Below are 14,965 nucleotides of genomic sequence, written 5' to 3' on the forward strand. Positions count from 1 at the left end.
ATGGCCGCCACCCACGTGTTGTTCGTCGAGGACGACGACGTCATCCGCGAGGCGACCACGCTCGCCCTGGAACGCGACGGCTTCCAGGTCACCGCGGCCCCCGACGGCGTCGCCGGGCTGGAGTCGTTCCGGGCACGGCAGCCCGACCTCGCCCTGCTCGACGTGATGGTGCCGGGCATCGACGGGGTGAGCCTCTGCCGCCGCATCCGCGACGAGTCCATGGTCCCGGTGATCATGGTCTCGGCGCGGGCCGACGCGATCGACGTGGTGCTCGGCCTGGAGGCCGGCGCCGACGACTACGTCACCAAGCCGTTCGACGGCGCGGTGCTGGTCGCCCGCATCCGCGCGGTGCTGCGCCGTTTCCGCGCCGCCTCCCCCAGCGAGGAGATCGACGAGGGCGCCGTGCTGTCCTTCGGGGACATCGAGATCGACCCGGAGGGCATGGAGGTCACCCGGGCCGGCCGCCGGCTGGCGCTGACCCCCACCGAGATGCGGCTGCTGCTGGAGTTCGCCGGCGCCCCCGGCACCGTGCTGTCCCGCGACCGCCTGCTGGCCCGGGTCTGGGACTACGCCTGGGGCGGCGACACCCGCGTGGTCGACGTCCACGTGCAGCGGCTGCGAACGAAGATCGGCCAGGACCGGCTGGAGACCGTACGCGGCTTCGGCTACAAGCTGAGGGCCTGAGGTGGCCGCGTACGAGCCGCCGCGTTCGCCGGTTCCCGGGCCCGCCCGCGATCCGGCCGCCACCGTTCCGGCACCGGCCGCGATACCGCGCCCGGCCCGCGAGCGCTTCCCCGCGCCGCCCGATCCGCCGGCCGCGCCGCCCGCACCGGGTTCACCGGACGTACCGGACGTACCGGGCCCGCCGGACCCGCTCGACCCGCTCGATCGCGAACTCCTCGACGGCGAGCCGTTCCACGCGTTCCCCGGCGCCCCCGGCGATGACCGGTCCGACCCTTCCGACCTCACCGACCCGGGCGACCCGGGCCCCTCGTCCCGTCGCCGCCGGCGCCCCTCGGACCGCCCGGCCCCCCGCGGCACCCGCCCGTCCCTGTCCACCCGGCTCGGCCGCCTCGGCCGGCTCTCCGCCCGCCTGACCCGCAGGGCCCGCCGCGTCCTGCGGCGCCACCCGCTGCTGCGCCGCCTGCTCCTGCGCCGCGGCCTGCGCTGGAAGATCAGCGCGGCCATCGCCGCGGTCTCCGCCCTGGTCGTCCTCACCCTCAGCCTGGTCGTGCACAACGCCGCCCGGGTCAGCATGATCAACTCCACCCGGGACGTCCAGGACGAACGCGTCCAGTCCGCGCTGCGGATCTACGAGGCCACCGGCCGACTGGTCTTCTACGCCCGGCTCGACGACCCCGACCTGCCCCCGGCGCTCAAGAGCTACGCCGCCAAGGGCCAGCGCGCCACCTACGTCGCCGCCGGCCGCCACGGCGCCCCGACCGTTTGGGCCGAGACCCCGGCCGGCGGCCACCACGTGCTGTCGCTCAAGAGCGCCTTCAGCGACCGCTACTCCGTACTGGTCGACCTCGACCAGGCGCTCATCGTCGGCTCCATCACGGTGGTGGTCGGCGGCACCGCGATCGGCGTGCTGATCGGTGGCCGGATGTCGCGCCGGCTGCGCAAGGCCGCCACCGCGGCCCGCAAGGTCGCCGACGGCGACACCCAGGTGCGGGTGCGCGAGGCGATCGGAGGCCGCCGGGTCCGCGACGAGACCGACGAACTGGCCCGCGCGGTCGACGGCATGGCCGACGCGCTCCAGCTGCGGCTGGAGGCCGAGCGCCGGGTCACCGCCGACATCGCGCACGAGCTGCGCACCCCCGTCACCGGCCTGCTCACCGCCGCCGAACTGCTCCCGCCCGGCCGCCCGTCGGAGCTCGTCCGGGACCGGGTGCACGCGCTGCGCACCCTCGTGGAGGACGTCCTCGAAGTGGCCCGGCTGGACGGCGCCGCCGAGCACCCCGAGCTCCAGGAGATCGCGCTCGGCGAGTTCGTCCGCCGCCGCGTGCCCGTGCTCGCGCCCGACGCCGAGGTGGTGGTCGCCGAGGACGCCGTCGTGCAGACCGACCCGCGCCGCCTGGAGCGGGTGCTCGGCAACCTCCTGGCCAACGCGCTGCGGCACGGCGCGCCCCGGATCGAGGTCCTGGTCGACGGTGCGTTCGTCCGGGTCCGCGACCACGGACCCGGTTTCCCGGCCGACCTGCTGCGCGAGGGGCCGAGCCGCTTCCGTACCGGCCGCACCGACCGCGCCGGCGGCGGCCACGGCCTGGGGCTGACCATCGCGGTCGGCCAGACCCGGGTGCTCGGCGCCCGCCTCACCTTCCGCAACGCCCCCGCCTCGGAGGGCGGGGGCGCCATCGCCCAGCTCCTGCTCCCCCGCGCCTGATCCTGGCCGGTCGGCTCGACGCGGCCAGGAGGCTCAGCCGGGCACGTCAGCCCAGCGGGGCCGGGGGCCCGGCCCCCAGCCCCATCCACCCCCGGCCCGGCGCCGTACTCCCAAGGCCCAGCCCCGTACTCCCGGCCCCGTACTCCCGGGACCGCGCTCTCAGATCGCGTCGACCGGCACCGGCGCCCCGCCGTCCGCCGGGTCCGCGGCCTTGGGACCGGACCCGCGCAGCGGCGTCTCGATGACGAACAGCGCGGCGATGAAGCCGAGCACGCTGACCATCGCGCCCCACAGGAAGACCTGGTGGGTGCCGGAGGACACCGCGTGGAAGTACCCGTCCTTCACCGTGGACGACAGGCGCGCGACCGCCTTGGGGTCGAGCTGGGCGCCGCCGCCGAGCGCGGCCGAGCCCTTGTCGCCCAGGCGTGCGGTCATGACGTCCTGCACCCGGTGCGAGAAGAGCGCGCCGAACAGCGAGACGCCGAAGGAGCCCCCGATGGTGCGGAAGAGCGTCGCCGAGGAGGAGCCGACACCCATGTCCCGCATCTCCACGCTGTTCTGCGCCACCAGCAGGGTGATCTGCATGATGCAGCCCATACCGGCGCCGAGCACGGCCATGTAGATGCCGGAGGTGGTGCGGGAGGTGTCGACGCCCATCGTCGACAGCAGGTAGAGCCCGACGGTGATCAGCACGCCGCCGACGATCGGGAAGACCTTGTACCGGCCGGTGCTGGAGGTGAGCCGCCCGGCGACCATGGACACCAGCATCATCGCGAGCAGCATCGGCAGCAGGAGCAGGCCGGAGTTGGTGGCGGAGGCACCCTGCACGGTCTGCTGGTAGAGCGGCAGGAAGGTCATCGCGCCGAACATCGTGAAGCCGACGAGGAAGCCGACCACCGAGATCAGCGAGAAGTTGCGGCTGCGGAAGATGCGCAGCGGCAGCACCGGCTCCGCGGCACGGGTCTCGACGAAGAGGAAGCCGGCCAGCGCGACCAGGCCGAGCACCAGCAGGCCGAGGATCTGCGCGGAGCCCCAGGCGTACTGCGTGCCGCCCCAGGTGGTGAGCAGCACCAGCGAGGTGATCGCGACGGTGAGCAGGCCGGCGCCGAGGTAGTCGATCCGGACCGCGCCGCCGGGCTTCTTCTTCGGCAGGTGCAGCACGATGGTGATCACGGTCAGCGCGACCGCGCCGATCGGCAGGTTGATGTAGAAGCTCCAGCGCCAGCCCCAGTTGTCGGTGATGGAGCCGCCGACCAGCGGGCCGCCGATCATCGCCACGGCCATCACGCCGGCCATCATGCCCTGGTACTTGCCGCGCTCGCGGGGCGGGATCAGGTCGCCCATGATCGCCATCACGCCGACCATCAGGCCGCCGGCGCCCAGCCCCTGGATCGCCCGGAAGGCGATGAGCTGGTCCATCGACTGGGACATCCCGGACAGCGCCGAGCCGACCAGGAACAGCACGATCGAGGTGAGGAAGATCCCCTTGCGGCCGTACATGTCGCCGAGCTTGCCCCAGATCGGGGTGGAGGCGGCGGTGGCCAGGGTGTAGGCGGTGACCACCCACGACAGGTGGTTGAGGCCACCCAGCTCGCCGACGATGGTGGGCATCGCGGTGCCCACGATCATGTTGTCGAGCATCGCGAGCAGCATGGCGATCAGCAGACCCCCCATCACCACCCGCACGCTGCGCTGGCGCGGTTCGGCGGCAGCAGGCGGTGTGTCACTGCGAGGCGTGTCGGTCTGGGTCATGACCGGCGTCCCTTCCTCCGGGAGGAGGGCGGAGTCGTTCACTGAACTTACTTGCCGCCCGGCTAGTTATCTCGTCCAGCAGCAAGGTAGGACCCTAACTAGCCGGGCGTCAAGTAAGTGCGTAAGGTCGTGGTGGGGCCGTACCGTGAGTGGGCCCGTCACGCCGTGACCGTCCGAGGTCACGCGTAGTGCAGCAGGAGAGCGACCGCCATGGCTACACCGCACCACGCTCGGCGCAGCGATACGCGCCGCCGCATCCAGGACGTCGCCCTGAAGCTCTTCGCCGAGCAGGGGTACGAGAAGACGTCGCTGCGAGAGATCGCCGAGCGACTGGATGTCACCAAGGCCGCGCTGTACTACCACTTCAAGACCAAGGAAGACATCCTGATCAGCGTCTCGGAGGACCTCACGGCCCCGATCGACGAGCTGATCGCCTGGGCCCAGGGTCAGCCGCGCACGCTGGACACCAAGCAGGAGCTGCTGCGCCGCTACGGCGACGCGCTGTGGGGCGCCACCGACCTCTTCCGGTTCTTCCAGGAGAACCAGGCCACCGTTCGCGACCTGGCCATCGGCGAGTCCTTCAAGAGCCGGATCACCGCGCTCAGCGAGCTGCTGAAGGAGCCGGACTCGCCGATGACCGCGCAGGTGCGCTCGCTGACCGCGCTCTTCGCGATGCACGCGGGGATGTTCGCCATGCAGAACATCGCGGGCGGCGCCGAGGAGAAGCGCGCGGCCGTCCTCGCGGTCGCCCTCGACCTGGTCGCCCAGGCGGACGCCGACCTCGTCACCGGCTGAGGCCGGACGCCCGGCATAGGGACGCGGGGCCGCGGGGCTCGGGACTACGGGGGCCCCCGGGCCCCGGCACCACCGCACCAGGGCGGGCACGGCGGCGGAACACGCGAAGGGGACCCGGGCATCACCGATGCCCGGGTCCCCATTTCGAGGGTCGCGCCCGCCTTACGGGTTGACGCCGTGCGCGCGCAGGAAGTGCAGCGGCTCGACCGAGGAGCCGTAGTACGGAGTGGTCCGGACCTCGAAGTGCAGGTGCGGGCCGGTCGAGTTGCCGGTGGAGCCGGACAGGCCGATCTTCTCCGCGGTGTTCACGTGCTCGCCCACGTGCACGCCTATCTTCGACAGGTGGCCGTACTGCGTGTACAGGTGCGACCCGTGCTTGATCACGATGTTGTTGCCGTAGGCGCCGCCCCAGCCGGCCGTCACCACGGTGCCCTCGTGCGCGGCGCGGACGGTGGTGCCGCTGTTGACGACGAAGTCCTGGCCGGAGTGGGTGTGAATCCAGTGCGGACCCGCCTGCGCGTAGCCCGCGCCCAGCTTGTAGCCGGTGGTCGGGGTGACCCACGACGCCTGGAGCTTCTTGGCCTTCTCGGCGGCCTTCACCTTCGCGTCCGCCTTCGCCTTGGCGTCGGCCTTCGCCTTGGCCGCGGTCTGGTCCGCGGCGGTCTTCTGGCTGACCGCCTGGGCGTGCACGGCGTCGGAGATGCTGGCGACCGTTTCGGCCGACATGAAGCCCGAGGCGCTCTGGGAGGCCGCGGCGTCCTGGGAGGAGGAGTGCGACGTGGCGGCGAACGCCGCCGTAGAGCCCAGCGCGAGCGCCACCACCAGGCCGCCGCCCACTACGGCGACCCGGCCGCGGGTGACGGTCTTCGGGGAGCGGTTCTGCGTCGTTGAGTTCTTGCGCATGAAGAAATGACCTCACTGGATGGGGGAGCGGCGAATCCGGCAGCGGTCCGTCGCGAATCCTTGGTAACCCGACATTCCGGGCACTGGCAAGGACCCCCCTTACTACGGACATTCGTAGCCGAAAAGATGCTTGATGTCCGAATTGCCCGATGCAGGTTCCTTGTAGGTACACACCCCCGCCCCACGCACTATTTCCGTTAGTAAGTGGTCCGCGTCACGTGGGACACCTCACCGGCACTACGGTGGGAACGGCTTTCCGTGGAGCATCGGACGCGGCTCCGGCGGAGGATTCCGAGCGTTCCCGGACCGGCGGGTCCGGGCCGAGAGGGGGGCGGAAGAACCATGACCGCACAGGACCAGACCCAGGACGCGGCCGGGCCCGCGCTGACCGGCATGGAGCTGGCCGACGCCGTCGAGGCGGTACGGGCCGGGCTGATGGAGGGCGCGGTGCGCGGCGCCGGCGCGAACGTACGGTTCGAGGTCGGCGAGATCCACATGGAGTTCACGGTGGAGCTACAGCGGACCAGGACCGGCCGCGGCGGCGTCAAGGCGTGGATCGTCGAGGCCGGCGCGGAGGCCGCCCGCACCTCCGGCGCCACCCACACCGTCTCCCTGACCCTGCACCCGAAGTCCGCCACCGGCGACTTCCTCGTGATCGGAGCCCCGCGGGACGGGGACGCGTCGAGCGTGCAGTACGAGGGCTGACCGCCCCGTGCCCGCCCACCCGGCACCCCGCGTCGCAGCGCACGTCGCGCCCCGCCGCCTCGCCGTCCTCCAGTCCGGCCACGTCCAGGGCAGCGGCTACCTGCTGACCCCGACCCTGGTGCTGACCGCCGCCCACGTCGTCGCCGGCGACGCCCCCGTACGGCTCACCACGCCCGGCGGGCCGATCGGCGCCGAGGGCCGGCGCGTGGGCACCTGGTACGACCCGGGGCGCGGCATCGACGTGGCGCTGGTCGCCGGCGAGCAGCGGCTCGCCCCCGACGACGCCTTCCCCGACGCCCTCTCCGGCCGCGCCGTCCCCGCCGACCGCTGGGCCGACACCGCGTCCCTCGACCCGATCGCCGGCTGCGAGGCGATCGGCTTCCCGCACGTGCAGCGCTTCGACGGCGACCGGCTGGACACCGAGCAGGTCATCGGCACCTACAAGCCCGGCTCGAACCTCTTCAGCGAGTACGGCGTGCTCGTCGTGGACGGCGCCCCACCCACGACCGCCACCGACGGCCCCTCGCCGTGGGCGGGCCTGTCCGGTGCCGCTGTCCTCACCGGCGGCGCCCTGCTCGGCGTGGTCGTCGCCCAGCAGAACGGCTGGCAGCAGAGCCGGATCGCCTTCACCCCGCTCGCCCGCCTGCTCGGCGACGAGACCTTCGTCGACGCCCTGACCGCCCACGGATACCGCGTCCCGCGCCTGGTCAGCCCGCCCCGCCGCCCCCCGGACTTCGAGACCCGCTACGCCGACCACCTCGCCCGGCACCACGGCACCCTGCGGATCTTCGGCATCGACTTCACCGCCCGCTCCCGCGTCACCTGGCCGCTGGACAGCGCGTACTACGGCCTGGAGGTCACCGCCGACCGCGGCACCGGCGCCGACGGCTGGGCGCCCGGCCGGGCCGCGACCGACATCGCGGGCGGCGCCGCCGTCCGTACCGGGCCGCTCCCCGCCGAGCGGGCGCTCGCCGGGCAGGACCGGGTGCTGCTGCGCGGGGTGGCCGGCTCCGGCAAGAGCACGCTGGTGCAGTGGCTCGCGGTCGGCGCCGCCCGCCAGGACCTCGGCGAGCACCTGCGCCATCTGCACGGCCTGGTGCCGTACGTCCTCCCGCTGCGGACCATCGCCCGCCAGGAGCGGCTGCCGATGCCCGCGGAATTCCTGACCTCGGTGGGCACCCCGCTCACCGCTCCCCCGGGCTGGACCGAGCAGGTGCTCACCGACCGGCGCGCGCTGGTGCTGGTCGACGGCCTGGACGAGGTCGACGAGCGCACCCGGACCCGGGTCGGCGAGTGGCTGCGCCTGCTGCTCGACACCTACCCGGGCAACCGCTGGCTGGTCACCTCCCGCCCCTCCGCCGTCGAGGACTCCTGGCTCGCCGACATGGGCTTCACCGAGCTGACCCTCGCCCCGATGAGCCGCGCCGACATCCGCGCGTTCACCGCCCGCTGGCACGACGCGGCCCGCGCCACCGTGCCCGGCGACCCCGAGGAGCTGGCCCGCCTCGACGCGTACGAGCGCTCCCTGCACGACGCCCTGCACACCAAGCAGGACCTCGCCCGGCTCGCCACCAACCCCCTCATGTGCGGCCTCATCTGCGCCCTGCACCGCGACCGCAACGGCTACCTCCCCACCGGCCGCAAGGAGCTGTACGACGCCGCCCTGTCGATGCTGCTCAACCGCCGCGACCGCGAGCGCGACCTCGAACCCCTGCTCACCGAGGCCCCGCAGATCCAGCTGCTGCAACGGCTGGCGTACTGGCTGGTGAAGAACGGCCAGGCGGAGATGGACCGGGCCGACGCGGTCGAGCTGGTGGCCGCCTCGCTGCCCGCGATGCCCGCGGTCGAGGCCGCGCTCGGCTCCGCCCCCGACGTCTACCGCCACCTGCTCGACCGCAGCGGCCTGATCCGCGAACCGGTCGCCGGCACCACCGTGGACTTCGTCCACCGCACCTTCCAGGACTACCTCGCCGCGAAGGCCGCGATCGAGGAGCGCGACTTCGACCTCATGGTCCGCAACGCCCACCACGACCAGTGGGCCGACGTGATCCGGATGGCCGTCGCCCACGCCCGCCCCGACGAGCGCGCCCGCCTGCTCAAGAAGCTCCTCACCCGCGGCGACCGCACGAAGACCCACCGCAGCCGCCTCCACCTCCTCGCGCTCGCCTGTCTCGAACACGCGACGGAGCTGGACCCGTCGGTCCGGTCGGAGGTCGAGAAGCGGGGGGCCGCGCTGATCCCGCCACGCTCTTTCGGCGAGGCGAAGAAGCTGGCCGAAGTCGGCCCCATGGTGCTGGAGCTCCTGCCGGGACCGGAGGGGCTGGACGACGATCAGGCGGAGGCCGTGGTGTACACCGCCTGGCTGATCGGCGGCGACCCGGCAGTGCCCGTACTGGCACGCTTCACGGATCACCCCGTGGACAGCGTGCGCGAGCGGTTGGCCCATTTCCCCCTCGGTGTCGACCGGCAGCACTTCGCGGCAGAAGTCATGGACCGGCTGCCGCGAGCTGACACGCGGTATTTCGTCGGGTCCATCGACGATCTGCGCGCAGTGCTCACGCTCGGCGGAATCGAGATCCTTAGCGCCTTCGCAACACTTGGCGGCGGATTCGACGACCTCCTCAGCGCCCAGGGTCTGACTGCCCTCGAATGGGCGGACCCCGTCACCGACGAGATGCTGACGAAGCTGGGCGCGCTGCCGAAGCTGGGCGACCTGCGGCTCGGCAAATGCGCCGGCCTCACGGATCTGTCGCCGTTGACGGGCCGGCCACTGATCGGCCTCAACTTGAACGGACTATCGCCCAGCATCGACCTCAGCGGCCTCGGTAACCTCCCGCTCCTCACGTCCCTCGCGATCAGCGGCGACGACCCCACCTGGCCGGGCCCGGTCGCGCTCCCCGACGGGCTGTCCGTCACGCACTTCTACACGGCGTACGGGGCCCGGGGGCTGGAGGGCATCGAGCGGCTGACCAAGATCGTGCACCTCGGCTGTCACTCGCCGCTGACAGGCCGGTTCGCCCGCGCCGACTGGGACCGGCTCGCATCGCTGCCCGAGCTGACCTCCCTGGCCGTCAGCGACGACATCGCCGAGCTGTTCGAGGAGGACTTCCCACCGCTGCCAGGCATCCGCGTGCTGTACGTGACGGCGGTGCGGGACGGACTGCCGGTCGACGTGCCACGGCACTTCCCGGGCGTGGAGGATCTGTCGATCCGCCCCCTGGAGCGTTACGGCAGTGCCAGCCGGCCGCCCATCGACCTGGCGCCCTTCGCGGCGCTGCCCCGGCTCAGCCGGATCACCCTGCACGGCATCGCCCCGGCAGCGAACCTGAACGCCGACGCCCTCCCCGCGCACGTCACCGTCACGTTCTGACCAGGCCCCCGCGCCGAACCCGAAAGGCCCGGCCCCGGCTCCCCTCGCGGGGTGCCGGGGCCGGGCCCTGGTAGGCGCACACGCGCGCTCGGCTCACGCCGAGCGCGGCGTCACTCCTTGGAGAGGTTCGGCGCGCCGCCGGCCGTCTCCACGGGCGGGGCGTCGGCCACGGTGACCTTCTCCTCGCCGCGGAAGGTGAAGGTCGCACTCTCGCCTTCGCCCTCGACGTCCACGACCACGATGTGGCCGGGGCGCAGCTCGCCGAAGAGGATCTTCTCGGAGAGCGTGTCCTCGATCTCGCGCTGGATCGTCCGGCGCAGCGGCCGGGCGCCCATCACCGGGTCGTAGCCGTGCTTGGAGAGGAGTTCCTTCGCCTCCATGCTCAGCTCGATGCCCATGTCGCGGTCGCGCAGCCGCTCGTCCACCGCACCGATCATCAGGTCGACGATCTGGAGGATGTCCTCCTGGCTGAGCTGCGGGAAGACGATGACGTCGTCCACACGGTTGAGGAACTCGGGGCGGAAGTGCTGCTTCAGCTCGTCGCTGACCTTGTTCTTCATCCGCTCGTACCCGGACTTGGTGTCGCCCTGGGCGGCGAAGCCCAGGTTGAAGCCCTTGGAGATGTCCCGGGTGCCGAGGTTCGTGGTCATGATGATGACGGTGTTCTTGAAGTCCACCACCCGGCCCTGGGAGTCGGTCAGCCGACCGTCCTCCAGGATCTGCAACAGGCTGTTGAAGATGTCGGGGTGGGCCTTCTCGACCTCGTCGAAGAGCACGACCGAGAACGGCTTGCGGCGGACCTTCTCGGTGAGCTGGCCGCCCTCTTCGTATCCCACGTATCCGGGCGGGGAGCCGAAGAGCCGCGAGACGGTGTGCTTCTCGCTGAACTCGGACATGTCGAGCGAGATCAGCGCGTCCTCGTCGCCGAAGAGGAACTCCGCGAGCGCCTTGGACAGCTCGGTCTTACCGACGCCGGACGGGCCGGCGAAGATGAACGAGCCGCCGGGACGCTTGGGGTCCTTCAGGCCGGCACGGGTGCGGCGGATCGCCTTGGAGAGCGCCTTGACCGCGTCGACCTGCCCGATGATGCGCTTGTGGAGCTCGTCCTCCATGTGCAGCAGCCGGGTGGACTCCTCCTCGGTCAGCTTGAAGACCGGGATGCCGGTGGCGGTCGCCAGGACCTCGGCGATCAGCTCGCCGTCGACCTCGGCGACGACGTCCATGTCGCCGGCCTTCCACTCCTTCTCGCGCTTGGACTTCGCGGCGAGGAGCTGCTTCTCGTTGTCCCGCAGGGAGGCGGCCTTCTCGAAGTCCTGCGAGTCGATCGCGGACTCCTTCTCCCGGCGCACCTCGGCGATCTTCTCGTCGAACTCGCGCAGGTCCGGCGGCGCGGTCATCCGGCGGATGCGCATCCGCGAGCCCGCCTCGTCGATCAGGTCGATCGCCTTGTCCGGCAGGAACCGGTCCGAGATGTAGCGGTCGGCGAGCGTGGCCGCCTGCACCAGGGCCTCGTCGGTGATGGAGACGCGGTGGTGTGCTTCGTACCGGTCCCGCAGGCCCTTGAGGATCTCGATGGTGTGCGGCAGCGACGGCTCCGCGACCTGGATCGGCTGGAAGCGGCGCTCGAGCGCGGCGTCCTTCTCCAGGTACTTGCGGTACTCGTCGAGCGTGGTGGCACCGATGGTCTGCAGCTCACCGCGGGCCAGCATCGGCTTCAGGATCGAGGCCGCGTCGATCGCGCCCTCGGCCGCGCCGGCGCCCACCAGGGTGTGCAGCTCGTCGATGAACAGGATGATGTCGCCGCGGGTGCGGATCTCCTTGAGCACCTTCTTCAGGCGCTCCTCGAAGTCACCGCGGTACCGCGAGCCGGCCACCAGGGCGCCGAGGTCAAGCGTGTAGAGCTGCTTGTCCTTCAGCGTCTCGGGCACCTCGCCCTTCACGATCGCCTGGGCCAGACCCTCCACGACGGCGGTCTTGCCGACGCCGGGCTCGCCGATGAGCACCGGGTTGTTCTTCGTCCGGCGGGACAGCACCTGCATGACCCGCTCGATCTCCTTCTCGCGCCCGATCACCGGGTCGAGCTTGGACTCACGAGCGGCCTGGGTGAGGTTGCGGCCGAACTGGTCCAGGACGAGCGAGGTCGAGGGAGTGCCCTCGGCCGGCCCGCCGGCCGTGGCCGACTCCTTCCCGCCGGAGTAACCGGACAGCAGCTGGATGACCTGCTGCCTGACTCGGTTCAGATCGGCGCCCAGCTTCACCAGGACCTGGGCGGCGACGCCCTCGCCCTCGCGAATCAGGCCGAGCAGGATGTGCTCGGTGCCGATGTAGTTGTGGCCGAGCTGAAGGGCTTCGCGGAGCGACAGCTCCAGCACCTTCTTGGCACGGGGAGTGAAGGGGATGTGGCCGGACGGGGCCTGCTGCCCCTGCCCGATGATCTCCTCCACCTGCTGGCGGACCGCCTCAAGAGAAATCCCGAGGCTCTCCAGGGCCTTAGCGGCGACACCCTCACCCTCATGGATCAGGCCCAGGAGGATGTGCTCGGTGCCGATGTAGTTGTGGTTGAGCATCCGGGCTTCTTCCTGAGCCAGGACGACAACCCGCCGCGCGCGGTCGGTGAACCTCTCGAACATCGTTAATCGCTCCTCAGAGCGGTCGGGCAGTGAGGGGTCGGTCCCCTCCCTGTCCTTCCGCATGCTAGTCCCGCACAGCGGCGCCGCTCACGAATCACCCCCGCTCTCGCGAGGAAAGCCGCGCAACCGGCTGACGTCACTCCCACAACCTCGATGGTGCGAGACGATGTTCCCGCAGGCCAGGCGAATGCCCCCTTAATCAGTACGCCCGTGGCGAACGCCCGCCCCGCCTGCCCGAACACCAGCCCGTCCCACTAGGTACTTCTTACCCTCGGTGGCCGACAATCCACACCGCGAGGGCACTCGGCTCTGCGCTACGGGCGAACAACCCGCGCCGCTTTCCGGCCATCTGCGACCAACCTGCCGTCTCCCCCGCCGTCACCCCTGCCGTCACCCCGGCCGGAAGCTCCGCCGCCACCCGCATCACCAGGTGTGTTCGAATCCGGACGGCACGTAACCAGCGCGCTGGAGCGGCAGTTGACACGGCATGGGCTGGTACGAGCACGAGCTGGGGTGGCCGCTGGTCGGGGGCCCGCCCCCGGCGCTGGTCACGGGGGTGCGGTTCGACGCGCTCGACGTGCCGGCGGAGGCGGGTTTCGCGATGCTGAGCCGGTTCTCCCGCCCGGGTCTGCTCGGGCCGGTCGCGCTGGACGGCCACCGGGTGCGGCTGCTGGTCGCCGCCGGAACGGCCGAGGAGCTGCCCGGGCTGCTGGAGTGGCTTGAGTGGGGGGGCATCGAGCTGGACCTCGCGGCCCTGGGCGCCGGGCAGAGCCTGCGGGCCCCCGCGCACCCCGAGTGGGGCCGCAGGGAGGCCGCGTACGACCGATCCGCACCGGTGTGGCTGCGGCCTCCTCGGCCTGGGTTCGACGTGGAGTCGACCGTGCCCGCGCTGCGTGTCGCTCCCGAGGCCGACGAAACGGGGGTTCCCGTCGGGCTCGGCACGCTGGTGGCCGCATTGGCGACCGCCTGCCACCGCGTCACGCTGCGGGCCCGCTGCCCCGATCAGCCGTGGGCCTTCTCGTACGCCTCACGGATGGTCGCGGGGACGCGGCCGCGGTCGTTGACCTCGTAGCCCTTCTCCTTGGCCCACGCGCGGATCTTCGCGGTGTCCTGACCCGAGCTGCTGCCACCGCGCACGGCCTTGGTGCGCCCGCGTCCGGCGCGACCGCCGGTGCGGCGACCACTGTCCGTGTACGGGTTGAGCAGCCCGCGCAGCTTGTCGGCATTCTCCGTAGTGAGGTCGATCTCGTACGTCACGCCGTCGAGCGCGAACGTCACGGTCTCGTCGGCCTCGCCACCGTCGAGGTCGTCCACAAGAAGGACCTGAACCTTCTGTGCCACCGGCTTCCCTTTCATCGAAAACGGATTAACGGTAAAAGCAAAGCGCCTTTCACCGAAAAACACAAACCCCTTGCGCGAAGTGGCTCCCCCGTGCGCCAGCGCGATCCGGACATACCGGTCTCAGAGTTGCAGCAGCATCCGGCTGTTACCCAAGGTGTTGGGTTTCACTCGCTCCAGGTCGAGGAACTCGGCGACACCCTCGTCATTGGAACGCAGCAGCTCGCCGAAGACATCGCCGTCCACCGGGGTCTCACCGATCTCCACGAAGCCGTGCCGGGCGAAGAAGTCGACTTCGAAGGTGAGGCAGAAAATACGTCTGACGCCGAGCCAGCCGGCAGTGTGCAGCAACTTCGCCAGCAACTGGTGCCCGACACCGGCCCCGCGCAGCGAGCGGTGCACGGCGAGCGTCCTGACCTCGGCCAGGTCCTCCCACATCACGTGCAGCGCGCCGCAGGCGACCACATCCGCGTCCTCGTCGCGTTCGGCGACCCAGAACTCCTGGATGTCCTCATAAAGGGTCACCGTGGCCTTGTCCAGCAGGATGCCGTCCCTGGCATAGGAGTCCAGCAGCCGCCGCAGAGCGGGGACATCGCCGGTTCGGGCCCGGCGGATGGTCACGTCATTCGACATCAGGGGCATGGGCGGACGCTATCGCCCTTCGGGTTCCTCCGGTCCGCCAGGGTCCACGGACTGGATGATGCGCAATGCGTCCCGCACGGCTTCGCGCTGTTCCGGCGACATCATGCCGAAGAAGTGCACGAGGGCCTCGGCGGGGTTGTCGCTCGCCGCCCAGGCTTCGTTCATCAGTGCGGCCGAGTACGCCGCGCGCGTCGATACCGCCTCATAGCGATATGCGCGGCCTTCCGCCTCACGGCGCAGCCACCCCTTCTGCCGGAGGTTGTCCATTACGGTCATCACCGTTGTGTAGGCGATGGAACGGTCCCGTGAGAGGTCTTCGAGTACCTCACGAACCGTGACCGCGCGGTTCCACTCCCACACCCGGGTCATCACGGCGTCTTCGAGTTCTCCGAGTGGTCGGGGCACACCGGAAATACTACGGGCGGAACGCGACGAATGTCGTAA

General features: G+C 71.2%; 12 protein-coding genes. 6 read left to right on the forward strand and 6 right to left on the reverse strand.

From position 1 onward, the window contains the following. A complete protein-coding gene (gene cseB / locus OG896_RS16140; RefSeq protein ID WP_329366106.1) occupies positions 1–684 on the forward strand; it encodes a two-component system response regulator CseB in 684 nt (227 codons plus the stop codon). A 451-nt stretch (positions 685–1,135) separates the two neighbouring features. Next, a complete protein-coding gene (locus OG896_RS16145) occupies positions 1,136–2,386 on the forward strand; it encodes a sensor histidine kinase (protein ID WP_329374054.1) in 1,251 nt (416 codons plus the stop codon). A gap of 159 nt (positions 2,387–2,545) precedes the next feature. Here OG896_RS16145 and OG896_RS16150 read toward each other — a convergent pair whose 3' ends face one another. Continuing rightward, on the reverse strand, positions 2,546–4,138 hold the full coding sequence (locus tag OG896_RS16150; protein ID WP_329366109.1) for an MDR family MFS transporter: 1,593 nt from the start codon (positions 4,136–4,138) through the stop codon (positions 2,546–2,548). Positions 4,139–4,348: 210 nt separating this feature from the next. Between OG896_RS16150 and OG896_RS16155 the strand changes: the two genes are divergently transcribed. Continuing rightward, entirely contained in the window at positions 4,349–4,933 is a 585-nt protein-coding gene (locus OG896_RS16155) for a TetR/AcrR family transcriptional regulator (protein WP_329366110.1), read from the forward strand. A gap of 162 nt (positions 4,934–5,095) precedes the next feature. Here the strand turns inward: OG896_RS16155 and OG896_RS16160 are convergent, their stop codons facing one another. After that, on the reverse strand, positions 5,096–5,836 hold the full coding sequence (locus OG896_RS16160; RefSeq protein ID WP_329366112.1) for a M23 family metallopeptidase: 741 nt from the start codon (positions 5,834–5,836) through the stop codon (positions 5,096–5,098). A 342-nt stretch (positions 5,837–6,178) separates the two neighbouring features. Here OG896_RS16160 and OG896_RS16165 point away from each other — a divergent pair, with 342 nt between their 5' ends. After that, a complete protein-coding gene (locus tag OG896_RS16165; protein WP_329366114.1) occupies positions 6,179–6,541 on the forward strand; it encodes a trypco2 family protein in 363 nt (120 codons plus the stop codon). Between the two features lie 7 nt (positions 6,542–6,548). After that, positions 6,549–9,911, forward strand: a complete 3,363-nt coding sequence (locus OG896_RS16170; RefSeq protein WP_329366116.1) for an NACHT domain-containing protein — start codon at positions 6,549–6,551, stop codon at positions 9,909–9,911. Positions 9,912–10,021: 110 nt separating this feature from the next. Here OG896_RS16170 and OG896_RS16175 read toward each other — a convergent pair whose 3' ends face one another. Then, positions 10,022–12,541 carry an ATP-dependent Clp protease ATP-binding subunit gene (locus OG896_RS16175; RefSeq protein ID WP_328467655.1) on the reverse strand — a complete coding sequence of 840 codons (2,520 nt, stop codon included), beginning with the start codon at positions 12,539–12,541 and terminating at the stop codon, positions 10,022–10,024. A gap of 487 nt (positions 12,542–13,028) precedes the next feature. On the opposite strand from OG896_RS16175, the gene OG896_RS16180 reads away from it, so the two are divergent. Continuing rightward, on the forward strand, positions 13,029–13,613 hold the full coding sequence (locus OG896_RS16180) for an SCO3374 family protein (protein ID WP_329366119.1): 585 nt from the start codon (positions 13,029–13,031) through the stop codon (positions 13,611–13,613). Here the strand turns inward: OG896_RS16180 and OG896_RS16185 are convergent. From OG896_RS16185 to OG896_RS16195, 3 genes are all read right to left on the reverse strand, one after another. Beyond that, positions 13,544–13,882, reverse strand: coding sequence for a histone-like nucleoid-structuring protein Lsr2 (locus tag OG896_RS16185; protein ID WP_328467651.1), 339 nt, complete (start codon positions 13,880–13,882; stop codon positions 13,544–13,546). The two genes, OG896_RS16180 and OG896_RS16185, sit on opposite strands and share 70 nt — an antisense overlap. Positions 13,883–14,002: 120 nt before the next feature. Further along, the gene (locus tag OG896_RS16190) at positions 14,003–14,521 is read right to left on the reverse strand and encodes an amino-acid N-acetyltransferase (protein ID WP_328467649.1); all 519 of its coding nucleotides are present in this window, start codon (positions 14,519–14,521) and stop codon (positions 14,003–14,005) included. A gap of 9 nt (positions 14,522–14,530) precedes the next feature. After that, the gene (locus tag OG896_RS16195) at positions 14,531–14,926 is read right to left on the reverse strand and encodes a BlaI/MecI/CopY family transcriptional regulator (protein WP_328467647.1); all 396 of its coding nucleotides are present in this window, start codon (positions 14,924–14,926) and stop codon (positions 14,531–14,533) included. Positions 14,927–14,965: the final 39 nt, after the last annotated feature.

The organism is Streptomyces sp. NBC_00669 (assembly GCF_036226785.1).
Classification (GTDB): Bacteria; Actinomycetota; Actinomycetes; order Streptomycetales; family Streptomycetaceae; genus Actinacidiphila.